This window comes from Paenibacillus barcinonensis, assembly GCF_003217495.1.
In the GTDB taxonomy this organism is placed as follows: Bacteria; Bacillota; Bacilli; order Paenibacillales; family Paenibacillaceae; genus Paenibacillus; species Paenibacillus barcinonensis.
In genome coordinates this window covers 328,753-354,720 of record NZ_QJSW01000006.1, presented here as the reverse complement: position 1 = coordinate 354,720, position 25,968 = coordinate 328,753, and the positions used below count along the sequence as shown (strand labels likewise).

General features: G+C 43.1%; 26 protein-coding genes. 25 read left to right on the top strand and 1 reads right to left on the bottom strand.

The genetic code is table 11. From position 1 onward, the window contains the following. Nucleotides 1-225 precede the first annotated feature (225 nt). From DFQ00_RS12770 to DFQ00_RS12755, 4 genes are all read left to right on the top strand, one after another. Nucleotides 226-879: a hypothetical protein gene (locus DFQ00_RS12770; protein WP_110896852.1), complete on the top strand. Its 654-nt coding sequence runs from the start codon at nucleotides 226-228 to the stop codon at nucleotides 877-879. A gap of 229 nt (nucleotides 880-1,108) precedes the next feature. Next, nucleotides 1,109-1,312, top strand: a complete 204-nt coding sequence (locus DFQ00_RS12765; RefSeq protein WP_110896851.1) for a hypothetical protein — start codon at nucleotides 1,109-1,111, stop codon at nucleotides 1,310-1,312. Nucleotides 1,313-1,687: 375 nt separating this feature from the next. Beyond that, nucleotides 1,688-2,125 carry a DUF2538 family protein gene (locus tag DFQ00_RS12760; protein ID WP_110896850.1) on the top strand — a complete coding sequence of 146 codons (438 nt, stop codon included), beginning with the start codon at nucleotides 1,688-1,690 and terminating at the stop codon, nucleotides 2,123-2,125. Between the two features lie 140 nt (nucleotides 2,126-2,265). Beyond that, nucleotides 2,266-2,682 (top strand): DUF5348 domain-containing protein, encoded by a 417-nt coding sequence (locus DFQ00_RS12755; protein WP_110896849.1) that lies wholly within the window; start codon nucleotides 2,266-2,268, stop codon nucleotides 2,680-2,682. Between the two features lie 55 nt (nucleotides 2,683-2,737). On the opposite strand, the gene DFQ00_RS29165 is transcribed toward DFQ00_RS12755, so the two are convergent. After that, nucleotides 2,738-2,884: a hypothetical protein gene (locus DFQ00_RS29165; protein WP_167433694.1), complete on the bottom strand. Its 147-nt coding sequence runs from the start codon at nucleotides 2,882-2,884 to the stop codon at nucleotides 2,738-2,740. Nucleotides 2,885-2,967: 83 nt separating this feature from the next. Between DFQ00_RS29165 and DFQ00_RS12750 the strand changes: the two genes are divergently transcribed. The 21 genes from DFQ00_RS12750 to DFQ00_RS12645 all read left to right on the top strand — a co-directional run bounded on the left by DFQ00_RS12750 (nucleotide 2,968) and on the right by DFQ00_RS12645 (nucleotide 25,923). Then, nucleotides 2,968-3,195 carry a hypothetical protein gene (locus DFQ00_RS12750; protein ID WP_110896848.1) on the top strand — a complete coding sequence of 76 codons (228 nt, stop codon included), beginning with the start codon at nucleotides 2,968-2,970 and terminating at the stop codon, nucleotides 3,193-3,195. 770 nt (nucleotides 3,196-3,965) lie between these two features. After that, nucleotides 3,966-4,277, top strand: a complete 312-nt coding sequence (locus DFQ00_RS12745; RefSeq protein WP_110896847.1) for a stage V sporulation protein S — start codon at nucleotides 3,966-3,968, stop codon at nucleotides 4,275-4,277. 8 nt (nucleotides 4,278-4,285) lie between these two features. After that, nucleotides 4,286-4,792, top strand: coding sequence for a hypothetical protein (locus DFQ00_RS12740; protein ID WP_110896846.1), 507 nt, complete (start codon nucleotides 4,286-4,288; stop codon nucleotides 4,790-4,792). Continuing rightward, entirely contained in the window at nucleotides 4,789-5,331 is a 543-nt protein-coding gene (locus tag DFQ00_RS12735) for an HD-GYP domain-containing protein (RefSeq protein WP_110896845.1), read from the top strand. The genes DFQ00_RS12740 and DFQ00_RS12735 overlap by 4 nt, the downstream gene beginning before the upstream one ends. Next, a complete protein-coding gene (locus DFQ00_RS12730) occupies nucleotides 5,328-5,786 on the top strand; it encodes a metal-dependent hydrolase (protein WP_110896844.1) in 459 nt (152 codons plus the stop codon). Before DFQ00_RS12735 ends, DFQ00_RS12730 begins: the two co-directional genes overlap by 4 nt. Before the next feature lie 179 nt (nucleotides 5,787-5,965). Continuing rightward, the gene (locus DFQ00_RS12725; RefSeq protein WP_110896843.1) at nucleotides 5,966-6,367 is read left to right on the top strand and encodes a hypothetical protein; all 402 of its coding nucleotides are present in this window, start codon (nucleotides 5,966-5,968) and stop codon (nucleotides 6,365-6,367) included. Between the two features lie 340 nt (nucleotides 6,368-6,707). Next, the gene (locus tag DFQ00_RS12715; protein ID WP_110896841.1) at nucleotides 6,708-7,514 is read left to right on the top strand and encodes a hypothetical protein; all 807 of its coding nucleotides are present in this window, start codon (nucleotides 6,708-6,710) and stop codon (nucleotides 7,512-7,514) included. 16 nt (nucleotides 7,515-7,530) lie between these two features. Then, a complete protein-coding gene (locus DFQ00_RS12710) occupies nucleotides 7,531-9,516 on the top strand; it encodes a VirB4 family type IV secretion system protein (RefSeq protein WP_244213815.1) in 1,986 nt (661 codons plus the stop codon). Between the two features lies 1 nt (nucleotide 9,517). Continuing rightward, a complete protein-coding gene (locus DFQ00_RS12705) occupies nucleotides 9,518-11,707 on the top strand; it encodes a hypothetical protein (RefSeq protein ID WP_110896840.1) in 2,190 nt (729 codons plus the stop codon). An 18-nt stretch (nucleotides 11,708-11,725) separates the two neighbouring features. Continuing rightward, on the top strand, nucleotides 11,726-13,435 hold the full coding sequence (locus DFQ00_RS12700) for a M23 family metallopeptidase (protein WP_110896839.1): 1,710 nt from the start codon (nucleotides 11,726-11,728) through the stop codon (nucleotides 13,433-13,435). A gap of 149 nt (nucleotides 13,436-13,584) precedes the next feature. Next, a complete protein-coding gene (locus tag DFQ00_RS12695) occupies nucleotides 13,585-14,010 on the top strand; it encodes a hypothetical protein (protein ID WP_110896838.1) in 426 nt (141 codons plus the stop codon). Next, the gene (locus DFQ00_RS12690; RefSeq protein WP_110896837.1) at nucleotides 13,988-15,274 is read left to right on the top strand and encodes a DNA-binding transcriptional response regulator; all 1,287 of its coding nucleotides are present in this window, start codon (nucleotides 13,988-13,990) and stop codon (nucleotides 15,272-15,274) included. The genes DFQ00_RS12695 and DFQ00_RS12690 overlap by 23 nt, the downstream gene beginning before the upstream one ends. Before the next feature lie 103 nt (nucleotides 15,275-15,377). Then, on the top strand, nucleotides 15,378-16,109 hold the full coding sequence (locus DFQ00_RS12685) for a hypothetical protein (protein WP_110896836.1): 732 nt from the start codon (nucleotides 15,378-15,380) through the stop codon (nucleotides 16,107-16,109). Beyond that, a complete protein-coding gene (locus tag DFQ00_RS12680; RefSeq protein WP_110896835.1) occupies nucleotides 16,057-17,403 on the top strand; it encodes an ATPase, T2SS/T4P/T4SS family in 1,347 nt (448 codons plus the stop codon). The genes DFQ00_RS12685 and DFQ00_RS12680 overlap by 53 nt, the downstream gene beginning before the upstream one ends. Before the next feature lie 4 nt (nucleotides 17,404-17,407). Then, nucleotides 17,408-18,274 (top strand): type II secretion system F family protein, encoded by an 867-nt coding sequence (locus DFQ00_RS12675; RefSeq protein WP_110896834.1) that lies wholly within the window; start codon nucleotides 17,408-17,410, stop codon nucleotides 18,272-18,274. A 14-nt stretch (nucleotides 18,275-18,288) separates the two neighbouring features. Next, entirely contained in the window at nucleotides 18,289-19,182 is an 894-nt protein-coding gene (locus DFQ00_RS12670) for a hypothetical protein (protein ID WP_110896833.1), read from the top strand. A 19-nt stretch (nucleotides 19,183-19,201) separates the two neighbouring features. Continuing rightward, on the top strand, nucleotides 19,202-19,462 hold the full coding sequence (locus DFQ00_RS12665) for a hypothetical protein (protein WP_110896832.1): 261 nt from the start codon (nucleotides 19,202-19,204) through the stop codon (nucleotides 19,460-19,462). Between the two features lie 36 nt (nucleotides 19,463-19,498). Then, nucleotides 19,499-19,921, top strand: coding sequence for a DUF4320 family protein (locus DFQ00_RS12660; protein WP_110896831.1), 423 nt, complete (start codon nucleotides 19,499-19,501; stop codon nucleotides 19,919-19,921). 15 nt (nucleotides 19,922-19,936) lie between these two features. Beyond that, nucleotides 19,937-20,362 (top strand): hypothetical protein, encoded by a 426-nt coding sequence (locus DFQ00_RS12655; RefSeq protein WP_110896830.1) that lies wholly within the window; start codon nucleotides 19,937-19,939, stop codon nucleotides 20,360-20,362. Nucleotides 20,363-20,376: 14 nt separating this feature from the next. Continuing rightward, entirely contained in the window at nucleotides 20,377-21,117 is a 741-nt protein-coding gene (locus DFQ00_RS12650; protein ID WP_110896829.1) for a CpaB family protein, read from the top strand. Between the two features lie 39 nt (nucleotides 21,118-21,156). Continuing rightward, nucleotides 21,157-25,923, top strand: a complete 4,767-nt coding sequence (locus DFQ00_RS12645) for a fibronectin type III domain-containing protein (RefSeq protein WP_110896828.1) — start codon at nucleotides 21,157-21,159, stop codon at nucleotides 25,921-25,923. Nucleotides 25,924-25,968 lie beyond the last annotated feature (45 nt).

Below are 25,968 nucleotides of genomic sequence, written 5' to 3'. Positions count from 1 at the left end.
CTCAAACGGTGTATTACCTCGTTGACACGCAACTGAATATATCACGTTCGAGACGTGATGCTATGATTTTTGCTGAGTACAGCTTAGCGAGTTCATTTGCGAATAAGGTTGAAGCGAGGTATAAGACCTTCTTTTACAATCCAGAAGCATCTGGACATGCGGAAGCCGTTCATCATTACAATATGTTTTAGGGATCAGAGCGAGGTTTAAACTATGGAGAGAGTTATGAAATTAAAGCAGACTATGCAAAAGGCTGAATTAGAGGCCAAGAGACGGTTAGAAATTGACCTGAGCACTGTAAATATGGAAGAGACCAAGGCCAATGAACAAGGATTTATGATTGTCCGAAAAAAACAGAAGCCTTCAAACCAGACTAGGTTTTCTCAAACCATTGATATGAACATATCGTATTTGTGTCAGGCACAGTATCTGACCAGTGCGGAGTTTAGTTTCATCTTCACACTTGCTCCTATGCTAAAGATAGGTGTAAATGCGATTGTGGACCCTCGAACGGGGCAATATTGCTCGGTATCCGAAATCGCCACATTCTTGAAACGTAGTCGGCAAAAGACAAGTGAAATGATCTCTGCATTAATTGAAAAAGGGATTATGTACGAGTTTGCGAACACGCATGAACTGAAAATCCACGGTCGCCATGTTACTCGGCGGCCGTTTTTCTTGAACCCGGAAATCCTTTGTTGTGGAGACAAAAATAAGTTAGAGAGCGGGATCACCCAGCTTATGATTCACTTCAATATTTTAGAAAAAGCCGGGATCAAGCTGCCAATCAAAGCAGTTGTTGAACCTCATAATAAGTATGGGAAATTGGTTAGGCGAAAGACGTACTTAGAATTGCAAAAGAAGTGGAATAAAAAATAAAACAGTTTGAGAATTCCTAGGTGTTGTGTGAGCAGGGGGTGTCACCAAAAAAGGACACCTGTGTCACGAAAAGGTGACACCCAAAAACGGCTAAAAAACGTTATGGGTCAAGGGTTTATGGTGTTTTGCTCGGTGGTCTTTCTTCTTAATCTATATAAATTACGAAGACGTTGGTGTGCTTACTCATTTGTCTGCTTCGAATACTGAGTAGAAACAGAGGGGATCAAACATGGAGATGACCAAAAATGTACGCATCTATTTCAGATTTGGTGAACCGGATATGGATGATGAGGATATTCACGAAGTTGATTTACAGATTTCTTGGAATGAAACTGCAGCTGGGCAATCTGCATTGCCATTAGATACAGCTATACAGAACTGGGTTCAACAGAATGTGAGCTATCATTGGGAAGAAGTCCAAGAGGAAGAGTAAGTAACAGGCGTTTATGGTATGCGCGTGCGAAAGCTAATCAGCTAGGAAGCGCCGGAAGTGGATGTTGTTACTATTGGTGAATGGGGCTGAAGGAATTGGGGAGAAAGATCAGAGACGGGAGCAGAACGCAGAATAGGGGCATCGCTTAACATGAAGCTATCCATTCTCCTGTTCCGTCAGCCCCTTTGCTCAGCGTAAGTCTGAATCTAACGTTCATTTGAATTGCCTGTGTATATGCAAGAAAGGGTTAAGGTATTAGCGGTGCAAGAACGATAAATATTTGAATTCCGAAAGTCTCTGCCATGATAAATCAGGTAGGGGCTTTGGCTTTCTATAGTATGAGGAAGGAAAAGTGAATGAAGGGGGAGCGTCGAAATGAATTTTGTAGATACTGAACATCAAACAAACTTTGAAAAACTTGTACAAAAGTTTAATTTAGCAAAGAGTAGTCCTGATTATAAGTCTGTATGTTATATTGCTGCTCATCCTGAGATATTTAAGTGCTTCAAGCTGGAGATGCAGCAGGAAAGTCCTTTTGATTGGTATTACGAATATCTGGACGATCCTGATACATTTCAGGAGCGTTGTGATAAAGGAAAGACCACAGGGAGTATTCATTCATTAAATGAGTCTATGGTAGCGTTGATTGAACTAGCGCTAAGTCTGTGGACTGGACGTGGGTTTGATCTTTCCCATGGCATTGATGTATGGATTGAGGAACTTTATGAAGTTGCGGTCCAGGCCATTCAGTTACGACGAAAAAGTTCGAAGGTACAGTATTTAGATCAGCAAGAGCAACTGAAATTGATATGACATCAAAGAAAATACAGTCATGGCAAGGCATTGACGTAGCTTTATGTGAAGTAATAGGCTGTATCCTCATCTCTCAGCCCAATGTACAGATGATGAACTTAGAATGTCGTTATTTGAATAATGGAGAAGGAGCGAATTACATGAAGGAGCAGATAGAAAAGGAACTTAAGGCACTACTTCCTCGAATCCAGCAAGTCGTAAGCATGATTAAAGAGTCTGAGGAGAACTGGACAGCAGACTACGACCCAAACGACCCGGACGAGCAATATTTGCGCTGCATGCTTTATAAGGCTAGCGATCTGATGAACGATGCAACTCGTGTACTGACACAAGCATTCGCCGAGGTGCGCGATGAGGGGTATGTTCAGCGGAACTCAAGCGGTCGTTACGAGTTAAACGGAAGAGAGTTGTTCAGCAGTTCCAATATTGAATTTCTGGCTACTGATTTTGACCCGCCACGCTGGGTAGCTGCTCGCGTTGAACATTACGATGGAGACTATCGTTTGGTCAATCATCGTGAAATTCCGCTGGATGGTCTACGTGCACGTAATAAATGAACTCGCTGAGATAGTATAGCTGGCTAGATAATCCTAGCCAGCTAACTAAATTCTATTACTGAAGCATGTCGCAATAACGAGGAGGACCGCCTAAACTACAACCTTGTGGCTCAATAGGATCTAATGGTGCTGCTGAGATAAGCGAAGACATTGAAAGAGTCAAGACAGTAATCATTCCGAGTACAGTCAATTTCTTTTTCATACGTTCACCCCCTTATTTGCAATCATTGTACCATTTTTTCGGATAATAAAAGTAATATAATGGGAGTTTTGAGAGGTGGTTTTGTGAATCCTTTGCTAAATAACGTAGAATACAAAACGTCTGCTTACCTCTTTGCCGCATTCGGAGGGGCTACCGCAGGGGCGATGCGCACCAAGTGGAATACGGCAATATGCTGTACAAGTTTAATGGTGTTATACACCATCGACAGCGATCCGACTAAAAGCAGAAATCACGACTTGATTACAGGCGAGGAAACATCGGTCTCCATGGATTTGTTTGAGCGTTGGTAGTATGAGGCTTGGCACAGTAACGAACCGCCTGAGGATCGGCAGGAAGAGAAGGGCAATGTTCTCCTGTTGACAGCTGCCGAAGCTGAGGTGGAATATCATTCGCCCTGAGCTGGGTCAGGATGAGGTTACAGCAATCATTCATTTGGAAGTACTAGGGATGAGGGGCATGAAGTATACGAAGGTAAAAATCTACTAGCTAGGTGTACAGCAGCTGAATGTGCTGATAAAATGAGATTTTCGATAAATACATTTACTGGTTGACAATGCCGACTGCAAAAAGACGGTTTGTTCAGGCAAAAACCCTCATAGATACAAAGTTGCTGTCGTGATTGGCGATTACGATATGGAGGAATAACACATGAAAGTACCACGCATCCTGCATTCCAATACTGCGAAATTGATGAATGTCAACATTATAAATTGGTATACAGCAAAAGTTATAGTAATTCAGAAGCCGCATACATGTGACGAATAACCTATATGTTAATATTTATATCAAATAAAGAACAAATGTTCTTGTCACGTATTGATTTATGGTATATAATTGAAACAAACACAGATGAACCGCACTGACTCCTGAAATGGGGTTATTTTTATTTTTAGAGTATTCTCATGTTTTAAATTTTATATATTTTTTCGAAGCCTCTGCCTAGATGTCTTATTCTGGGTAGAGGCTTTTCTCTTTTAAAAAGTGAGGGCTTTAGGAGCCGCGGGGAAAATCTCGTTGTAGTCTCATAGTCCAAACTATTTGATATTGAGGAGGAACGTAAATGTCTATTATTCATGTATCTCAAGGAAAGAAAGTAGTTTCCGAGAGAAAAATTTTGAAGGTGTCTGCAAAATCAAAAGTTAGTTTTTTGGCAGGGGCCATTGCTTCCAGTGTGAATACTAAAGACCGCACGGTTGAAATGCATGTAATCGGAGCAGGAGCTGTTAATCAAGCTGTGAAAGCTATCGCTGTAGCTCGAGGTTTAGTTGCTCCAAACGGGCAGAGCTTGATTTGTGCACCAAGTTTTTTCGATATTGTGATTGATGGACAGGAACGGACTGCAATGAAGTTGATTGTGGAATCTGTTGGTTAGGTTATTCCATGTCAGAGATCACTGAGCCAAAGATTGAGGAGTTACTGCAAACATACATTCAAGTGGATGAGCAAGAGCAAGAAACACGCTTTATCAAAGGCCAGCTTCTGGATGCTATGCTGACCGCAGGGGCCAAGCAAAAGTTCCTATCCTCACAAATCGGTGTGAGTCCTGCTCAGATCAGGGAACTGGTTCATGTATATCGAACGTATCCTACGGCAGCCTCACGCATTCCTTCATTAAGCTGGTATCACCATCGTGTAGCCAGTCACTCAATCTCACCGACCAAGACGTTGATTAAAGCTAGTGATGAGGCCATGAGTACACGAGAACTACGGAAGCTCATTTTGGAGCAGGAGGGAGCGAAGCAACTTGTCCAACACGAGGATCAGGAGGAACGGAAAAAGGCAGAGCGAGTTTTGTCATCGGTACAGAAAGTTTTGGATTCCGGTGGTGAGACCGCCAAGTGGATTCAGGATGAATTAAAACGGATATTGAAGGAGGTTGACATGTGATTTTGAAAAACGTGCTGGATATGTTAGACCCGGAACATGCTAAACGTGTGAGCTTGCTTTCGATGGATCTCGCACGCGCTTTGAATCTCAGTGATCAAGATGTTGAACGGATCGGTTTCGGAGCAAATTATCATGATATTGGGAAGATTTCGATACCAGCATCCATTTTGGAGTCGAAAAGTCAGCTCACTGAAGGCGAATTAGAAATTTTGAAGCGGCATGTCGAATATGGTCTTTCTATACTTTCTGTTCAAACCAGTGAAGAAATGGATGCTGCGAAGGTTATTGTGGGAACTCATCATGAGCGCTGGGATGGAACTGGTTATCCGAATCGTTTGATTGGGGAGGAAATTCCGCTCTATGGCCGGATTGTGAGTATATGCGATACCTTCGATGCGCTGACTACGGAAAGGTCATACAAGTCAGCTTGGCCTTTGAGTGAGGCTTTAGCATATATCAACAATCAGAAGGGGAAGGCGTTTGATCCTTACTTGACCAAAGTGTTTTTGCAAATGATGCAAGAAGGTGCTTTCGTATGAATGGCGTTTCACACCTTATAGGAGGTATAAGTGCTGCCGTTGTGCTTGGTGTCCATTCTTCGTCTCAGCTTGCTATGGTCGCGGTTTCTGCCTTACTGCCAGATATAGACCGCCCTAATAGTCTACTAGGAAGGTTTATTCCTGTGGTGCCAAGTCTCTTAGAAAAGATACCTGGAAAGAGGACCGTGACTCATTCGCTTATTATGGGACTTGGATTGTGGCTGCTACTCAAAGGGATTTCCCCCGAACTGGCGATAGCGTTTATGATCGGGTACATTTCTCATCTAATCCTTGATTTATTTACAGGATACATCGCTTTCCTCTGGCCCATTCCATGGAAAGTAGGTGTACCCTTATTTGGTATTCCACCTGTGTTTGTCGAAACGGCTGCCGTTGCTCTCTGGGGAGTCTGGATATTGCTGGACGGTTATACGTATTTTCTAAATCTTTTTTGAATGTACATTGCCTCTGCCGAATTAGGTAGGGGCTTTTTGCATTTTTATGAGGAACAAAAGAGAGGAGGGGTGTAGAAATGTTTGCTGGATGGATCAGTGAAAAACATCGAATAGCATGGTCAGTTAGTGTTTTTCGGGAAAACAAAAGAACTGGATTTTTGAAATGAGGAGGACCAACATTGCTCAAAACATGGAAGGTTATTGTGATGATTATGGTTTGCGTGTTGGGGCTGCTCAGTGTAACTCAGACTGGGGATGTTGCTCATGCCCAGACCATTAAGGAAAAGATTAAGGCAAGTCAGGGCAGTGGAGGTTCTGCTACAACTGAGCTGGAAAAGAAGGTTGATGATTCAACAACAGCCGGGGTCGATATAGCTCGACGTATTTTTGTGACAATCACAATCGTTTTTGGCTTATGGCTGGCTATTTGTTACTTGAGAGCCGGTTTTTCGCCAGAAACCTTACGGGAGACCAAGGGCAGAATCATGTTTTTCGTTCTGTTTTTGATTTTGTCATTCTGGACGGAATCCATTCTCGGCATGATCTTTAAATTCCTTGGTATTGATCTCAGTAAATTGTAATGAGGTGAGAACATGTGGGGGCAATATCATCCGATACCGTACAAAAGCAGAATCAAAGAAAAGTTTATTACGTTGTTTGGCATAGGGCTGAGTTTTAGCCAAGCAGTTTGGTGGAGCATAGGAGGGTACTTATCAGCGCAAATGTCCAAAGTTATTCCCCGCATTGGAACCGACTGGTTGTATTCCAGGATACACTACGCCATCCCCTTCTTGATCTGCATGTACCTTTGCTATGCAAAACATACCGGGACGAATCTCCCGGTATGGAAATATTATTTTTTCACGATACGTTTGCATCTGCGACAAAGAACATTTTTATACAAGAAAGGTGGCTCGTAAAATGGCAGGTTTATTTGTCGTGGTGCTGGCGCTAGTGGCAATCTACTGGTTCTGGATTCGAAGCAAAAGGACGTTTAATCGTCCGCTGACTGTACAAGAAATGATTGGAGCAGCATCCAATGTGGAATGGGAAGGGCTTGCCCAAAATCAAAACCAGTATCGCTTAGTGGTTGAAGTGGAGCCAATTAATTTGGATCATGCATCTGTAGATGAGAATAAAACGGTGTGGATCAATTTTCTGAGTCTGATTAATACGATTTCACTACCGTATAAATTGATTACTCAATCTCAGTTATTTGAAATGAAAGATTACATGGATGACTATCAGCAATCTCTTCAGGAACTACCTGAAGAGTATACGTTATTGAAAAAATCGGGTGAGATAGTTAGTGATTATTTAATGGATAGTATGAATCAGCAATCCATTCGAAATCACCATGGTTACATTATTTTCGAGTACAGTCCAATGACATCAGGTGCAAGTATTCAGGTTGGCTCAAGTAAACTAAATGGATTATTGGACAAAGCTGCGCCACGAAAAGAGCATTTATCAGTGGAAGAACGATCGGATTTAGCTATGCAGATGCTTGAAGAAGCGGAAGAACTGTTGTACGGATTCTGTGAGCAAGTTGGCATGAGGTATCAGCGTTTGGATAAGGCTGGAGTGTGGAATTACACCTATCAAACTTTACAACGTGAGCTGGCCCCACAAGCACGTATGATTGATGCACTGCACATGGATAGCTTTAATCGTATGAAGCATTCGCTGACTATGATTGAAATCCAGTCAGAGAGCAATTTAGTATAGGGTAGAAGGTGAATTTGTGAAGTTTAAAACGATATGGAAGAAAAGACACGGGAAGGGAGGAGCTAAACGTGAGCAACCTCTACTTGATTCGGGGAAAGCAAGTGGGACTGACTTCGCAGCACCTTCTTTTGTTCGTGAAACCGTTCCGGGGGATATCACTGCAAATCAGGTTAAGATCGACGATTATGCTGTAGAGATCGGAACAACGATTACGCCAGCAAGATACTTCCGTAGTTTTTATGCTGAAATTTCTTCGGGGAATACTTGGTCGGGCATGTTGGATTCCTTGATCCGTGGAAATTATGGGCAAGGAGATGTAGACTTGGCCATTCATGTTCATCCGACTTCCAATAATGAGGAACTCGATGAAATCGGGAGACGGATTGCAGGATTACTTTCGGATTTAGATGATGAAAAAGATGTACGCAAAGTAGATGCGATGCGTGATGAAATCGCGGACTTAAAAGAACAACAAAAGCGTATTCGTTTGAATGTGGAGAGAAGCTTCCGTGTATGCGTGCAAGTCACTGTGAGCGCTCCTGAATGGAAAGAGCTGATGAAGTTGTGTCGTTCGCTGGTACAGCGTTTTGCAGGCAAGTCCATTTATCTCCGCGCTGCTGACGGACAACAACTCTCAGCGTTGAAATCACTCATTCCTACAGCATCTGAAGATGCGATTTCCAAAGAACATGTTTTGTCTCTTGAAAGTTCAAATTTGGCGGATCTCTTTCCTTTTGGCGGTGGCAGTTTAAATCACCGATCAGGCATTATTTTGGGTAAGAACAGAAGAGGTCGCCCTCTATGGTTAGACAACTGGCATCCCGAACTCGCAAATTATAACATGTGCGTTATTGGTCGTTCAGGTGCAGGCAAGACGATTACGACGATGTTAATTATTCATCGTTCTGCTCATATCGGCAGGCAAAGTGGCATTATTGATTGGAAGGGTGAATATGGAGACTTTCTTCGCGCAATGGGATGTCCCTATATTGAATTTCATGAGCATTCCAAACATCGAATCAATCCCTATGATGTGGATATTACCGAGCTGGCAGATGGAACACGGTACGTGGATATCGAAGAAGCGGCCAATGCGGTACAGGCATTAGCTTTTAAAATGATTTCTGTTTATGATCGTGCTGCGCTTACTGGAGAGGTGAAAGTCTATATTGGACGTGCAATTCGACAGCAGTATTCGGAATGTGGTATTACGACCTCTCCTGAAAGTCTATACATCAATCCCGTGGCGCAAGAAGGCGTGTTTAAAACAGGTAAAGTCAAAAAGACGATGCCTGAGTTGCTTGGTTTATATCAGAAGATGAGTACACATAAAAGCGAAGCCATTCGTAAGGCAAGTGAATTGCTCCAGCCTTTTACTCGTGAAGGTGAAATGAGTTCATATGCTATTTTTGATGGACAGTCTACGATTGAACTGAAGAATGCACCTATCTTTGGTTTTGGGATAAATCGACTTGATCCTGAGATCATGCGTCCCATTGGCCTATTTGTGGCAGAACGCTGGATGATGGAATGTTGGGCCAAAAAGCTTCCAGACATTCAGAAGTTGTTGGTCATCGAAGAATGTCAGAACATTTTTCTGGATGAGGACTTTGGTGCGGTATGGGCAGAAAGTGTTTTCCGTGAAGGTCGTGCCACCAATACGGGAATCGTACCTGTTACACAAGGGCTGGAAGTGTTTACGCGTTCTCAGGCAGGCATGGCAGCGATTAAGAATAGCCCGATCAAAATCATCGGCATTCAGGAGGCACTGGATATTGAGGCAGTACGGGACAAGCTGGCCTTAACGGAAGGGGAAGCTGATTTTCTGGTTTACCAAGCCCGTAAAGGAGATATGTTGGTGAAAGTGGATAATCAGTCAGCGATTGTGCATGTTGACGCTTCTCCGTTTGAAGAAATGTTATTTACTACTGATCCGAATGACCCACTGTATGCGGAGCGGAAACGATATATTAAAGAGCTAGTCAATAATGAGGTGAGCTAATATGCGCCGAATTGCTGTCTTCTTTTTTTTGGTTCTTTTTTTTGTGCAAGCTTTAGCCGTTCCTGTATATGCTGAACAAGCAAAACAGGACGAGAAGCCAGTAGATACAGGTATCATTGGTAAGCAAGTGAATACGTATTATGAAGACGAAGATAATAAACCCGGTTTGCTTGAAAGAACCGTATCAGATGGTATCATCAGTTTTGCGAATTTTTTAATTAAATCCTTTGATATGCAAGATGTAACATTACTTGTGTTCGGAAAAAATCCGGCCCCGACAGACGATGGATTTCTGCAAGGAGGAAACACAAACACGGATACGCGGTCAGGATTATATTTGGGTGTATTTACAGAAGGTATGATGAATGCCATTAATGCGCTGTATTCTACATTTGAGCATTTTATGCCTTATCCTGTCATGCTGGCTCTTATACTTATCGCGTTTTTGTTGCTATGGCATGGGGCCTTTAGTAGTGAGGGAAGATCCAAAGGAAAGGATTATGCCACAGCATTTGTAGTCGGGTTATTATCTTTCCGATTTGGTTTTTATATTTGGAAATTCATTGCGGATATTGTGCAATTCGTTACAGATTTGATATGGGCGACTATGGTGGATGCAGGATTAAATCCAGGGTTATTTTTGAATACGGTGTGGGGCACAGGCTCAGCAGGATATGAAAATATGGTCAGTTACCGTGGATTTGTGGTTGCCATTCTCGTTCTCTTGGCAGCACTCATGACTGCAAAATTAAACTATGACTACACCATGCGATTGATTAACTTGATGGTGTTGATATCAACCTTCGTGATTTGCTGTGTACTAACCATATTCCCGAAATACCGTAACGCCTTACAAACGTGGTGGGATCAATTTGTTAATAATATGATCCTACCTTGTGCCCACGCTCTTGCGTTAGGGCTATTTTTTTTGCTGCTTTACTTTAGTAATGATGGTGTTTCGAATTGGGTCATTGTCGCCTATTTATTTGGCTTTTCTTCCATTCAGACTTTAGTACAGCGTGTAATGGGCGTGGAACAGCCAGATTCCAGAATGGGGAGGGCGCTTGGTCTAGGTACTATATTTGCGATGAGTCGGATGCTCTCTGGAAAAGGTGCTGGCTATGGGAAAGGGAGCAAAATGAAAGATCGTCAGGAGGGACGGACAGGAAACGGAGCTGGATCAACGGATATAGTAGGAGAGGACATGGCTTCCCTTGGGTCGGTAGGTTCGTCAACGAGTGCGTCTTCTTCTAAAGCCAGTCTTCCCGTCCCGAACTGGAAAAATAAAGCGTCTAAAGCTGGGAAACGTGTAGCTGGCTTTGCATTGAATCAGGGCACTAAGGGAGTTGGAATGGCTTTAGGAACATCGGTAGGGTTGATGGCGGGCAGACCCGTTGAAGGTGCACTCGCAGGTGGATTTATCGGTGGTCTAGCTGGTAAAGGGATGGCTTATGCAGGAGTTGGAGCCAAGCGAGTAGGCAGGGGGGCAGTTCATCTCGGAAGAGAAGCCTATGCTGGGATTCAAGAGCGCTTATACCCTGAACGAACAGGAGAGCAGGAGGGACTGGAAGAAACAAATCGGATGTCGCCATCCTCCGGGGAAATGGTTTCAAGTTCTAGCGCAGGCGTAGGAATTTATCAGGAACAACCCACGATGAAAAGAACCATTCCAAAACAGACGGAGCAACCTTTTAAATCTACATTCTCAGGAGACAGCCAGACAGCTTCAGTTAGGAAATCGCCTGTTACTGCAAGCAATGTGATGTACACCAGACCTTCTATGGAAAAATCACAAGATTCTCGCACAGAAGAAAGTATGCAGACTAGACCCAATCGAAATTCAATGAATACAGGTGTTGTTAATCGCGGGATTCAGATTAACGGAGGCACTATTCAAGGGGATGTCACTTCAATAAATAATGAACCTCAAAGCAGATTCTCTTCTACCAAAAGTTCAGCTAACCATGTGAATCAAGGGATCAAGATTAGCGGAGGGACTATCAAAGGAAATGTTACATCTTCAGATGGTAACGTTACGATTACAGGAGAAACAACGAATGGTCATAGAGTTGATCCAAAGGGAGAACGATCTTCAGCCAGTAACAGCCCAGTTCCTTCATCCGCATCAAACCCTAATCAGCAGCCACACTCTCCAAAACCGGGTGGAAGGCATTACAACTATCATGTGTGATACGGAGGGGAGAAACACATGGATCAATGGATGAAGCAGGGGATCAAACGAGCAGGAAGAAAAGCAGGTCTTGCATTGTTAAAAGTGCTTACGCCATATGTCCTGACCATCGTTGGTTTTGTTCTGGTCCTGATGTTAGGATATTTCATTATTTTTGAAATGCCGAAACAAGCGATTATGGAGACATATGAACATACCAAAGATCAGGTGGCTGGATTCTTTTATGGAACGAAGGAAGAAGAGGATCAACAGATTTTTGAAACGTATCAGCATCTGGCCGAACGTTGGCGTGAGGGGCTAACCGCCGAAGAAGAATTTCAAGTGGAACCCTATACCTTCAATTGGGAGTGGCTGGCGCAAGTGGATCGTTCGTTGAACGATCCTTCTTTTATAAACACCATTTTGGACGATTATACGAAAGAAGTCGTACTGAAACCAAAGGAAACCTTTGAAGAAGTACGTCCCAAGTTTAAATGGAATGACGCTGAAATCGTGACTGTTAAAGAAGTCTGCGTGCAGGAAGAAGGGAAGGAGGGGGAGGTTCAATATGCGAAATCAACCGTGACGGAGCGGCAGCCTGTACGCTTGTTACAGCAGGCGAGAACGATTCAAAATGTGTACAACTACACGTATACTTCGGAGACATTGACGGAGTCGGTATCCTCCCCCTGCGGTACGCTGACAACGAAGGTGACGCAGGACAAGTTAGAGCAGATCAAGCCGACACACAAGGAGGATTGGGAGCCTTTACGAGAGATTTTAATCGCCCATGGTGCTAAACGGTTAGAAGATCAGGATTTCCTTTTAGAATACTGGCTGTCCTATCTCTCGGATTATGATGGTGAGGGCGGAGGTTTGAACGAAGGGTGGACACCTATTTCAGGAGATTTAATTTGGCCCACCAAGGGTGATCGGATCACATCGTCATTTGGTTATCGGATTCACCCGATTACAGGGAAAAAGACACTTCATGCGGGTGTAGATGTGGGTGTGCCTATCGGCACGCCTGTTTATGCTGCAAAAGCAGGTAAAGTTATTTTTGCGGATTATATGGGTAAAGCAGGAAATGCCATTATGATTCAACATGAGGATATGGAAACGAGATACTACCACTTGAACAAAATTAAAGTCGAAGCTGGACAAGAGGTGCAAGCTGGTGAAGTAATTGCGGAGTCAGGGAATACGGGTGGCTCCACAGGACCACATCTCCATTTCGAGGTACGTGTGAACGGGAACCCGGTGAATCCGCTTCTTTATTTTGGTTACACCGTAACAGCAGATATTTTAACCTATCGTCCGCTTAATATTTCTGTCATGTTGGAATGGTTAAGCAAACGAAATTCAATGTTGGCTACAAAAGAGATTTTAACCATGATTGATGATGCGGCGAAAGCACAGGGGGTTGATCCATATCTGCTTATTGCTATTACAGGTGCAGAGCAGGGATTTGTACCGAAATCGAACAAGTATGCCAAACAAATTGTTAAGAATCCATGGAATGTGTTTGGGAGTTGGAAAGAGGGAAAAGGGTCCACACTTACAACGAAAGAAGCCGCTGAAATTGCAGCCAAAACGATTGTGAAGTTATCTAAAGGCAGACCGGCTACAGTGAATTCAATTGCCTGGTTAAGTGACCCGATGAATCCAAGTGGTGTATATGCTGAAGGTGGCGATTGGGTTGGGAATGTATCTAACTTTTATCAGATGTTATCGGAATTAAGAGATTGACAAATAAGGATTATCCCGGTAATATCAATTTTAAATAGGTCGAACAAATGGCGAAGCTTTACGATAAAATATGTAAATAAATACCAACAAAAACAACTCTCTAAAATGAGGGTTGTTTTTGTTTTGCCTGAAAGCAGAGGAGGTCAGCAATGAAATCAAAAATACAGATTTTGTTTTTCATTCTTATGTTAGGTTTGATGATGATTCCACAACATCTCATACATGCTGGATCAAGTGAGACATCCTCGGTGACACAAGAAATAAAGAAGGGTTCCCAAACATTTAACCCTGAAGAAGTAGGCAGCCGCATGGAGCAAAAAGGGACCGAGCTATTTGGAATGGTTCGTTCAGGGAGCAAGCTATACATTTCGGTAGCACTGATTATGTTTTTCCTTCTTTTATTCGGAGGCATGATTTTCAAGAAGTTGTTAACCTGGGCCTTTATTTTTCTATTCGTTGCTATTCTAGGTTTTCTCATTTTAAATTATTGGCCACAGATCATAGACGTTGTTTTAGCAATCATTTCATGGTTCTTTGAAGGGGGAGCTAAGGGTGAAGCTACATCTGGTGTTTGAGCCTTCCATCTTAACAACTCTTGTACAGGCTCTGCATACTCAAGGTTACTCGGTATCAGGAACTGATGTGACACTGGAGCAGTTTGCTATTGCGGCAAATGCTAAACAGATTGATGCAGATGTGGCTATTGTGGATGGAAGTCTTGGTGTACTGCGCAAGCAAGAAAGTGTCGGTTGGCTCAAAGAAGTGCGTATGCGCATACCCGACATGCGAATTATTGTTGTTTTACCAGAGACGGATCTCGATTGGCAGCGAAGTTTAGGCATGTATGGGATATATGATGTATACCTAGCGGAACAATTTCGTTTAGAAGACGTGCAGTATTGGATACAGACAAAGAAGACATTAGCAGATGTTCCGCAGTTTCACGCGACCGTTGCTGGAAACAAGGCTGAACATAAAGTGGGCTTCTCTTTAGAGAAAAATAAAGTCAAGATACAGGCGATTTTGGCAGATTGGACGAAAGGGTTTAAACGTGCTGATCGAAGGTCCGGGCCCACGGTTGAAACGACTCCAACATCAGAGGAAGAACGACTAGCTGAAGAACAGGGAACAGAGGAATTGGAAGCACCGTCTGGACCGTTGGAGGTTCAGGAAGCAATGGTTGAACGAACTGAGCATCAACCAGAACAAACTCCTGTGCTACATATTCCTCAGCCCTATATCGTCGCTGTAGGTGGTTTGGCAAGTAGGAGTGGCAACACACATACCGCAATTCAAATTGCTTACGAAATCGCCAGTCAAGGGATCAAAACGGCATTTATTGAATATCGTAGTAAACCGAAACCCTCGGATATCGTTAGTTTTGCAACCGACTTTGATGGCTTGCAATTTCATCATCAGGGTATCGACTTTTTTCCAAATCGAAGCCCAATGGATGTAGCCGAAATCTATACGCTAGAGTACGAAGCCATTGTACTTGATTTAGGGGTTATGGTCGATGAATTGGAAAACAGACTTGAGCTAAATTCGGCAGCGCAAGAGTTTCTGCGTGCTCCCTTCCAGTACATGACCGTTTCGGCAGCACCGTGGGATTTGCAGTTTATTGTCCAAAACTCAAGTCAACTTGCGATGCTCATGCGGAAAGCATCTTTGGTAATTAACTTCGCGGACGAGAACATGATTAAGGAGTTTAGAGAAATGTTCCCAGCGGTGACTTCTATCTTAAATCCGTTACAAGCCAATCCTTTTACCTCTGCAGGTGGATTGGCCCACTGGTTGGAACGTCCGAAGGAAAAAAGAAAACGTTGGTTTGTTCATTAACCGAAGCCTCTGCTCTTTGCTGAGCAGGGGCTTTTTTTGTCTAAAGAATGAGGGGGAAGTTGTTTGCCTCTTTGATCATGATGCAGAAAGGAGAGAGATATCGGTGTTATTTGGAAAGAAGAAAGAGAAAGGATTGGTGAATCCGGCTAAAGGCGTAATGGTTGCGCTGTGGAATCCGGCAGGAAGTGATCCGACCTTGCTTCTCCAGCGTCTTTTGAATCTGGTGAATAAACAGGATGAGACTGCTGTTGTCGTAGAGCTTCCATGTCTTGGTTTACCACGAGTGGCGTATCGCTTGGGCATTTCGGAGCTGAAACACGGACAGACAGTGGACCAGCTTTTAATCGATTATGATCGGGGAATGTTAGCAGGGGTTCATGATTACCTGCAACATTTTGAGGGGTTTGATGGATTACTGGTTCAGCCGAAAAGCAAAGTGGATAGTCCTACCTTGATTAAGCTTCAGCAGGACAAGACGTTGAGCGAATTGCCAGCATCTTTGAAAGTTCATTTGTCAGGGTATCACTATATCTTCGTTGTGTTGCAGGGACAGTTAATTCATCCGATGAGCTTCTTTACATTACGAGAAGCGAATCATGTGGTATTAAACATGAATGAGCCTGTTGAATTAATTCGTGCATATGCTGCGTTTAAAGCATTACGTCAAGATTATGCGGTGCAGAGCATTCAATTGTTCAGTGAGTCGAAGAACAGTGACTTTAACGAGGAAACCATTCTTCATCGGCCAGAACAATTGCTGTTAGCATGGAGGGAGGCAGATCATGGTAATCGGAGTAATCAATCCGGCAGAGTACGTGCAGTACCAACGACCTGAAATCAAAGCATCAAGCGCTCGTAGTAAAGGTGATGATGAAACCCTGAAAACGTTGTTGGAACGAACTCAACAATACCTTATCACCAATTACAACGATGAATTTGTACGAGCAATTATTGATGAACAGGCGAGAAATCGGGTTAGATATCACATCTCAGACTACATCCGAGATCAACGGGATTTAAAGTTTACGATGGATATTGGGGATGTTATTGACTACATCCGTACAGAAATTACGGAAATGGGTGTGCTGCAACCCGCGCTGGATGATCCAGCCATTAGTAGTATTGAGATTAACGGACCCGCAGAGGTCATTGTTGAACAAAACGGTTTTCCTGTTCATATGACAGAAATCCGTTTCCGGGATAATGACCATATTTATCAGACCATTGATAAAATGCTCATGCCGATTGGCAAAACACTCACTGCTAATGAGCCGGTTATTGATGCGAATTATCGTGGCTTTCGGATTAACGTCATCATGGATGTAACTCGGGGTGGCGTAAGTACCCACAGTCCGATCATTTCCATTCGTAAATTTCCTCCAGATGTATTTTCAGATGCGGATTGCATTGCCTATGGAAACATGTCGGATATGATGGCACAATTCCTTGAAGATATTTTGCCGTATGGAGCCAAAGTTATCATTGCAGGAGGAACGAATAGCGGTAAAACAACCCAGCTTATCCGATTACCACAATATTATGATCGACTGACCCGATTTTTTTGTATTGAAGATTCGGAGGAAATGTTGCTGAAATCGAAAACGACCTATCAGGACTATCCCAACATTGCAAGTGTCATTGTTAAAGAGCATGAGGACGAACGAAAGGCTTATCTGATCCCAAAGCTGGTGAAGACAAGCTTACGCCAGAATCCAGATGTTATTTTGATCGGGGAAGTTCGGGACGAATATGCAGCCAGCCAAGCATTGGTAGCAGCCAATACGGGGCATATTGTACATCTCACCATTCACGCGAATGGAACGGAGGAAGCAGCGGTACGCTTCTTACAACTTTCTGGTAACAATCCAATGACTGCATCTCAGATCGTAATGTCGTACGATTTGATTGTTTATCAGAAGTATGAAGCAGAGACAGGTAAACGGGTTGTATTTGAAATTGGCGAATTAATCCGTTTTGAAGGAGAGAAGCCCGTGATTCACCCGATTTTCCAATATGATCCTGTTCATCGTCGTTTTAGTCAATCGGGTAAGCTTACGAAGCTCAGACGAAAACTCATTGCTGAAGGTGCTCCTATGGATGTCATATCTCGCTGGTGCGGGGAGGAGTGAGAGAATGCCACTATGGATGAGCTTTGTTTACTTCTTTGTCCTTGCTTTGATTACTCTGGTCCTAGTTATTCCCAAAACAAACCAAAGTAAGAGTTTTTCACTATCCAAGGTACTCGGTTACGAGCGCATACGGAAAGAGGCCGAAACCGTGGGGTGGTCTCTGTCCTTTCGAGAGTTCAGTTTTCTGGTGCTAATCTCTATCGCTTTGATTGGGGTAGTTGCCCTATTTACAGGCAATTACTTCTTCATCGCTTTAGGCACAGTTTTGTGTTTTACAGTACCGAGAACCATTGTACTCAAGGTGAAACGGAAGATCAGACAAAACGTTTTGTTCGATCTTCCTTCTAATTTGCGCCTGTTTATCAGCAAACTCACTGACTTCCCAAATGTGCAGAAGGCATTGGAGAGTGCAGTGCTTGAAATGGATGGGGTGACGAAGCCCGTGTTTGAAAAAGCATCTAATCAACTTCGTGTCGGGCTGCCTGTTGATCGGGTTTTTGATGAAATGGTTGGTGAGTTCCGAATCCGAAAAATGGAGGACTTTTTAGATAAGTTGAAATTGGCCCAAATGGAAGGATTCCATGCTCAGTCGCTGGATAGCCTGAAAGAAACAGTCGAAGAGATTGGTGAGGATATCACTCAGATTCAAGAGCTGGAGCTTGAAGCGAAAAGCAAACGGAGGCAGCTCTTTACGGTTATAGGCATGTCGTGGATGATGCCCGTGATGATGAGTATGATGAACAACGGAAACGCCAACGTATTTCTAAATACGTTGCATGGTCAAATTTACATTGTTTCTTTCGCGGCAGCTACGCTTTATGCGATAGGAAAGGGTGACGATTATCTGTCACTCAATCTCGATAAAATTTAAAGGAGGGATGTTCTTTGATTGTATCCAGTATGTTGTTGTTTATATCTGTGTTACTTTTGACTGGGATTATGATGAAGAGCTGGTTGCCTGACTTTGATCTGGAGAAGCGGTATGCAAACCAGGCATCGGTGTTACAGAAGAACAACAAAGAATTGCGTCAATTGAAGATGGACCCGGTAACTCAGTTTTTTGCAAACCGAATGATGCCAAGGCTTATGAATGTACGACTTCCAGTGTTTAACGGGAAACTTCGGCGTATGTACAACTTACTAGGAAAAGAAAACACCTTTGAGGAAGAACTTGCTGACAAAGTGATGAAATCACTTGCCGGAAGTCTTCCTTTTTTAGTGCTGCCTTTTTTGCTTCAAATGCCTGCATTATTTTTAGTAATCCCATTAGCAACGCTCGTGTTTTTCGTAGCTCAACTGGGTGAGATCACTAAAGCTTACAAGCGAAGACAAGAGGAGATCACAAGGGATTTACCACAGCTTATAAGCAAAATGATGATTGCTCTGGAAACAGGTAAATCGTTTATGACGACAATACATCGTTTAGAAGATACGAGCGGCCCTCGTATGAAGAAGATGCTCTCTCGCTTGAATGCAAATATTCGAATTATGAAGCTTACAGATGCCATCGATTTATTTGCGGCCGAAACGGATGTACCCGTGATGAGGGACTTCGCAGCTGCCGTCAAGATCGGAGTAAACAATGGATACGGTGATGCGAAGAAGTATTTTGACAGCATCAAAGGTGATCTTCGAAAATTACGGTTGGCAGCACTGAAAGAAGTGACGCGTAGACAGCCTCAAAAGATTAAGTTGTTGTACGTTCTCGTAGCGGTTCATTCATTTGCCGCAGTTATTATCGCATTTATTGATATCTTTTCAGAAATCCAAAATTTATAACTATTCGGAGGTCAAGACAATGAAAAAGTTCATGAACAATATGGTGAAAAAAGTAGCTGGTTGGAGACATGGTATGGATTCAAAGGTAGCTTATCGGATCGAGGTTATTGGGCTTCGTTTGCTGCGTCCGTTGCAAAATCAGCAAGGGGCTACTATCTTTGAGATTTTAGGCTATGCGTTACTGTGCGTGCTAGCCCTTGTCGTTGTGTGGGGGCTTATCAAAGGCTGGTTGCCTACGTTTTTCCAATCCATCACAGGCAGATTAGATAACCTGTCTTAATACTTCATACGCGAAGCTATAGAAGGAGGGGAGAGTTTGAAATTCAAGATATGGTTAGCCCCGCTACGGAATAACAGAGGAGCAGTAGGTTCCATTCCACTCATGTTTTTCGTAATGGTGGCCTCTGTCTTTTTCTATCTTGGTATTGATGTATATGGTTATATCTCACAGCAACAAAAGCTGACCATTGCAAGCAATGAATTACTTGAGGTCATCAAAGCTGAAAATGGATTTGATACTGTGAATCGTGAACAATTTGATCGTTTGCTCCAGAAGACCGGAATTGATCCAGCTAAAGTAACCTTAACAGCTACACCTAAGCGTGTAGATCGAGGGAACCCGGTTACTGTGGAAGCAAGTATGGTGTATGAGTGTATCGGGCTGAAGCCATTAGGGAAGACGGTAAAGCTTCCTATACGTGTACAAGCGAATGGCTTGGCCCATACATTTTTCCGATGAAGGAAGGGATGAACTATGTTCCGCAATCTGGCGCTGATTTTATTTGGCGCCTTTGCTTTATTTTTTCTGATTGATTTTCTTGTGGTGTACAACGCCCATTTAAAGATTGAAAAGGCAGTGGAACAAGCACTGGACGGAGCAATCATAGCCAGCACACAGGAAATCGAGAATCAGCGGGGACGTTTAGAACTGAACGAAAATGTAGCAGTTGGAGTGGTACACAATATTCTCAAAGACAATTTAAGGCTGAATGCAAATCTGATGAATAAGCATTTTTCGGATAGTGTATTGAAGGCCACTGTGACGTACTTAGGAGTAATCCCAAGAATCGAAGCTCAATTTGATACCAAGGTACAACTAATTGCAGGGAAGATTTTTGGACTAGACTCGTTTCCATTGACGATTACACGTCATACGCCATATTTAGGTGAATTTAAATAGGAGAGTGGGAGTCATTGAAAAAACTGTGGAATAAGGCAACACGCCGAATTTTTATAGTGGCCGTTGCTTTGATATTGGCCGGAACAGCCGTAGTTATTCAAAGCAATATCGTCAAACGTCAAACAACAACGGAGCTTATTTATGTGGCAAAAGAGAACTTGCTTCCTTATAGCTTGGTTGAAGGGATGTTTGTTCAGCGTAAGGTAGTGCAAAGCGAGATTCCAGATGATGCGATTCGAGATCTGACAGAATTGAAAGGAGAGGCATGGGTAACGGCAGATGTTGGTATCCCGGCTGGAGTGCCGGTATCGAAATCCCTTCTCGTCCCAGCCAAGGATAGCAAATATGGTGAAAGTCTGGAATTGAAGGATGGAGCGATGTTTGTGGGGGTTCAGACCGACCAAGTAAAGAGTGCCGGTGACATGATCAAGCCAGGAACGGTAGCGGATGCTTATGTTTACATCGAAGGTGCAGATCGGGAGCCTGCACGTCTAATTACTCCAGCAGATGATCCTCTTCTGAAGGGGCTTCTCATTAAAGAACGACAAAATCAAAACGGTTACGAGCCACAAAGAGAAGGAACAGGAAATCAAAATCCAATTCCATCCATTGCTGTAGTAGAAACTACCGACTCTAAAGTTGCAGCAGCCCTTATTCGTTATCAGGAAGAAGGGAAAGTGTATTTTACACCGACTGGAGTAGCGCTGGATAGCAACATGATAAATAAAACGGATGATAAAGGTTCTGTCGAATGACAGAGCTTTTTTCATGACATTTTGATAGGAGGAAAGTGAATGTTCAGGAAAACGATTAATGTATTTCTGTCATTTCTCGTGGTAGTGTCTTTGTTATCTGGAACAACTACTCAAGTGTTAGCGGATGAAAACGTGCAGATCAGTATTAAAGCTGATCCAAAGATTGATGTTGCTCTTGCCGTTGGTAATAACTCATGGTCTTTGAGTAACTTCAATCAAGACTTACTCAGTAGACTCGCTAACAAAGGCATCAATACTGAACAGATTCAAATACAATCTGTTCAAACATCTACAGTATCCAGTAAAGATGCTGATGCCGCTACGATCTTTAATTCGTGGCAAAAGTATCCTCTTAATTCAGGAGATATATTTAAAGCAAACTGGCAACTAAGTGGGGATGAGATTTATACTACAGCCAATGTGCATTGGACAGGCTTTTGGGATTCGACAAAGCAACAAACAACGAATCAAACCATTCAATTTTCTACAATGTCAACAGATCATGATCCATGGGGATTCACGTTCCGTATGAAGCAAACGGGTTCAGATAGCTATTCGTTTTATGCTCTGGAATGGGACCCAAATCATAAGATACTAGCTTTAGCCAAAATCACGAACTGGACCCCAAGTGCAAGTGATCCCATGCACGGCGGTCCCTTATATCATGGCGTAGTTAATGCATCCGACGGGTACTATACTGGAAGTTATTATGAGAACGGATACGGTGGTTCGTTATCGAATGCAAGTGGCAAAATATTAAGTAGAGTCCCATATGCGGTAACATCAGGACAGTGGGATAACGCTAAGATTATAGCGAATGGAAACAATACTCAGGTCTGGGTGAACGGAACAAAATACATTGATTATACGGATACGTCTTCTCCATTCTTACAAGGTTCTTTCGGACCCTATGCTGCAAGTAACCCGAACTCACATTTTAAGAATGTAAGCATTACGACTGAAACCGCAAAAAAATTCACTGAGGTCATTCGTCAACCGATCTGGAGAGAAGGCTCAAATCGTTTTCTCGTGAATTTAGAAAACAATGTGGTTTCAGACTTGGATGATGCTCAAGCTTCAGCAGAAATCCTGACCCGTATGATCAGTAATGAGGTTAGTTATGTTGGGCTGGGAACAACTACAAACCAATCACAAGTGGAACGCTTGGTAGCGCGTAACAACGGCAATGGAATATTCGTCAATAACAGCGTATATAGCTCGGCTATGGATCAATTGGCAGACTACATTGCTTCTAAGGTTAGAAGAGTTGGAAATGAGCAATACATGATTTTGGATGAAGACAACCATCTTGAAGTCAATCCTTCCTCCTTACAACAGAACACTCAAACTGCGGATCATCCTGAAGGACGCTGGAAAATAGAACATGATAGTACGTACTTTGAGAACGGCTTAGGTCAAGTTCCATGGAGCGGGAAATGGCAGAAGGATTTACCTTTAACGTTTGACAAGCCCGGCAGGTATGAATTGTGGTTTGGCACGGATCATCCTAATCCACAATTTCTATACGTTCACCGTAGGCCAGTGGCAGACTTTACTTTGAAGGTCACCAAAGGCTCTGCTAATTACTCCATTGATGTTAAGGACCAATCCTATGATCCAGATAAAGAATTTTCATCGAGCAAGGGTATTTCACAAACGGAATGGAAGTGGAGAGAAACAACGGCAACTACATGGAATGACGAATTAATCCCTTCCAATCTCCCCGTAGGGAAAGATTACTTGTTACAGCTTCGAGTTTTAGATGAACAAGGGGCTTGGAGTCAGCCTGTAGCACGTTACATCTCTACAGGTTCTACTGCTCTGAAGCCTATTGCAGACTTCAAATTGCCTACTCAGGTGACAACGTTTAAACCTTTAAATGTTGAAGAGCAGTCCTATGATCCAGGGGGTAGAGTGATTACTCAGAAAATCTGGAGCATAACGAAAGATGGCAATGAAATGTACACGGGTTCCACGATGATTAACGATTTTCGGAATTTGGGATCAGGGAGCTATACAGTATCTCTTAAAGTGTTAAATGATAGCAATCTGTGGTCAGACACGTTCCAAAGAAATGTCACCGTCACGGAGGATTTAGCAGCACCGACGATTTCATTCAGCCCTTCTAAGTTGAACTGGACAAGTGAGCCCATGGATATAACCCTTACCTATTACGACGATAGCGGCATAGCTAGTACATGGTATAAAGTTTCTTCATCCGAAGAGTCTCCTTCTTCATGGGATACGGTAGGTTCCGACATTCAACATGTTACTTTAAATCGTGAAGGGCAATGGTATATCCACGCTAAGGCACTAGATTTGGCGGGTAAAGTGACTACATCCGTTGGGGGACCATATCAAGTTCAATTTCAACTTGAAAAACCTAAGTTAAAGGTAAATCAAGTAACAACCAATTCTGTTGATCTTGGCTGGACATTACCTTCTACAACGACTACAGATGGTATTCAATACGAAATCATCAATCAAACAACGAAAGAAGCTTGGACAGTAGATTATCCAACAGATCAGTTAACAGATAAGAAGTTAGAAGCGGGCACGGAATATAACTACGTAATTAAAGTGAAAAATCATGTTGGCGAGACGGTGGGAGACTCCTTTAAAGTATTAACTCTTCCTAATAAGGTGGATGGGATCAAGATCGGATTCGAAGATCATCAGAGTGATAAAGCAACAATTTCATTTGATTCCGTACCTTCAGCTACGGGGTATCTTTTTGTCTTGTATGAGTCTTCGAAAAATGGAATTGTAAAAGTATCTGAGCAGACTTGGCAGGAGGCTGGGACACATGTTATTGGTGATTTGAAAGCCGGGAGCCAATACTTCACTTCACTGGTAGCGAAAAATGAGTCGGGTTACAGTGAAGTGGTTAGCAATGGGTTTATCTCATTGCCTTCTGCGCCGGGAGAGTTCAAGATTGTTCAAGTCACAGATACCAAGGTTGATTTGGGCTGGCTCCCCTCTGAAACAGCAACACATTATCAATTACTGCGTTCGCTACAAGAAGTATATGAAGGGACAGAGTTGAGTTACACAGATGAGGATTTGAATTCAGCTACAGCATATAACTATCAACTAGCAGCTAAAAATGATAGTGGTTTTGGAGACATAGCAGATTTGGATGTGCTCACATTACCGAGCAAGGTAGCTGTCACTGTAGAGAAAGTAACGGCTTCATCCGTTGAGCTTAGTTGGAAAGCTGTTCACGGGGCTGATACGTATGTCGTTATGTTAAAAGGAGATCCCATACTTGAGATTGCATCAGATCAAAATCATGCTACGGTTCAGGATTTAGAAGCAGGCGCTGACCACGAATTATCTGTAGTAGCGCAAAATGAGAGTGGCCAAAGCACTCCTGACGTTCTGCATGTCAGAACTTTACCTGCTTCACCTACTCATATTACAGTGAAAGATATACAGGAAACATCTGTTGTTCTCCATTGGGCTACCATGACTGGAGCGGATAAGTATAAGTTAAAGCTCGATGATCAGGTGTATGAGATTTCGAAACCCGAACTTGAGTTAGAAGGGTTGGTTGGAGATCAGGAATATTCAGCAACGATTCAAGCTGGGAATGAGTCAGGGTATGGGGAGGCCAACGAGTTTAAATTTGTCACCCTACCGTCAGCTCCCGAATTGAAGGTCGATAAAGTAACATCCAATACTATGACCGTAAAGTGGAGCAAGAAGCCCAATGCGACGAAGTATAAGATTTATGATGAAAATGAGAAGAGCATAGCTGAAACAGAGAAATTGAGTTTCACATGGGCTAAGCTTGAAGCGGGTAAAACGTATACTTTTTATGTTTCAGTTGTCAATGAGAGTGGAGAAGGGGTCAAGACTAAGGTAACGCAACAAATGTTACCTGGAGGTTGGGGAAGTACAGACAGAGAGCTTAACCAGGTAGTGCACATATCTGATGTTACTTTGGACTCCGTTGTAGTGAGTTGGAAAGCAGCCTTGGGTGCGGAACAGTATAAAATTGTAGATGCCAAAGGCAGCTCACTGGGGCGCGCTGCGACTCCTGCAATATCCTATACGGTGTCTGGACTAAATAATAGTACGGATTATTCAGGATGGGTCTTAATTCCACTCAACGATGCTGGCGAGGGCACTGCTGCGCCTGTTCCTTCGTTTAGAACCTTAACTCCTTATTATGGTGGAAATGAGACTGTCCCGGTTACGAAAGAGGAACCACTACAGCCAAAGCAAGAACCTTCTAACGAGACTCAGCTCCCAGTAAAGGGTACACCTACATTCGAGGATATTGATCGGTCCTTTGCGAAAGAGGCGATTCTTGCGCTTTTCGAGAAAGGTATCGTGAGAGGTGTCTCAGATAAGAGATTTGAACCAGAAAGACAAGTCACTCGTGTTGAATTTGCATCTATGCTAGTGCGGGCTTTGGAACTGCAAGAGACTTCGGATGCTAAACTTACTTTTGAGGATGTGCAACGAACAGCATGGTACGCTCCTGAGCTGACAGCAGCGGTAATGAATGGAGTAGCTCATGGTTTCAGTGATAAGGAGTTTAGACCGTTCGATATGGTTACCCGCGAGCAAGCCGCTAAAATGATTTCTAATGCAGCATATGATCAAGTACCTATGGCCGAAGTGAACTTCAAAGACAGAAACTTAATTGCAATTTGGGCTAAACCAGAGGTTGCGGCACTCACTGTAGAGAAGATCATTACTGGCTATCCTGACGAAACATTTAAACCTAAGCACAATCTGACTCGTGCAGAGAGTTCCGTATTGATATACAGAGCACTCAGTATATTCTCTAAATAGTCATTTCTTTTGAGGAGCCGTCCTGTTGAGGGGCGGTTTTCCATA

Bases quoted from the DNA above. Each gene is read 5' to 3' on its own strand.
- DFQ00_RS12740 (WP_110896846.1), top strand. From the start codon at position 4,286: ATGTCAGAGATCACTGAGCCAAAGATTGAGGAGTTACTGCAAACATAC.
- DFQ00_RS12695 (WP_110896838.1), top strand. From the start codon at position 13,585: ATGAAATCAAAAATACAGATTTTGTTTTTCATTCTTATGTTAGGTTTG.
- DFQ00_RS12645 (WP_110896828.1), top strand. From the start codon at position 21,157: ATGTTCAGGAAAACGATTAATGTATTTCTGTCATTTCTCGTGGTAGTG.
- DFQ00_RS12700 (WP_110896839.1), top strand. From the start codon at position 11,726: ATGGATCAATGGATGAAGCAGGGGATCAAACGAGCAGGAAGAAAAGCA.
- DFQ00_RS12715 (WP_110896841.1), top strand. From the start codon at position 6,708: ATGGCAGGTTTATTTGTCGTGGTGCTGGCGCTAGTGGCAATCTACTGG.
- DFQ00_RS12675 (WP_110896834.1), top strand. From the start codon at position 17,408: ATGCCACTATGGATGAGCTTTGTTTACTTCTTTGTCCTTGCTTTGATT.
- DFQ00_RS29165 (WP_167433694.1), bottom strand. From the start codon at position 2,884: ATGAAAAAGAAATTGACTGTACTCGGAATGATTACTGTCTTGACTCTT.
- DFQ00_RS12730 (WP_110896844.1), top strand. From the start codon at position 5,328: ATGAATGGCGTTTCACACCTTATAGGAGGTATAAGTGCTGCCGTTGTG.
- DFQ00_RS12760 (WP_110896850.1), top strand. From the start codon at position 1,688: ATGAATTTTGTAGATACTGAACATCAAACAAACTTTGAAAAACTTGTA.
- DFQ00_RS12665 (WP_110896832.1), top strand. From the start codon at position 19,202: ATGAAAAAGTTCATGAACAATATGGTGAAAAAAGTAGCTGGTTGGAGA.
- DFQ00_RS12655 (WP_110896830.1), top strand. From the start codon at position 19,937: ATGTTCCGCAATCTGGCGCTGATTTTATTTGGCGCCTTTGCTTTATTT.
- DFQ00_RS12745 (WP_110896847.1), top strand. From the start codon at position 3,966: ATGTCTATTATTCATGTATCTCAAGGAAAGAAAGTAGTTTCCGAGAGA.
- DFQ00_RS12680 (WP_110896835.1), top strand. From the start codon at position 16,057: ATGGTAATCGGAGTAATCAATCCGGCAGAGTACGTGCAGTACCAACGA.
- DFQ00_RS12765 (WP_110896851.1), top strand. From the start codon at position 1,109: ATGGAGATGACCAAAAATGTACGCATCTATTTCAGATTTGGTGAACCG.
- DFQ00_RS12705 (WP_110896840.1), top strand. From the start codon at position 9,518: ATGCGCCGAATTGCTGTCTTCTTTTTTTTGGTTCTTTTTTTTGTGCAA.
- DFQ00_RS12755 (WP_110896849.1), top strand. From the start codon at position 2,266: ATGAAGGAGCAGATAGAAAAGGAACTTAAGGCACTACTTCCTCGAATC.
- DFQ00_RS12770 (WP_110896852.1), top strand. From the start codon at position 226: ATGAAATTAAAGCAGACTATGCAAAAGGCTGAATTAGAGGCCAAGAGA.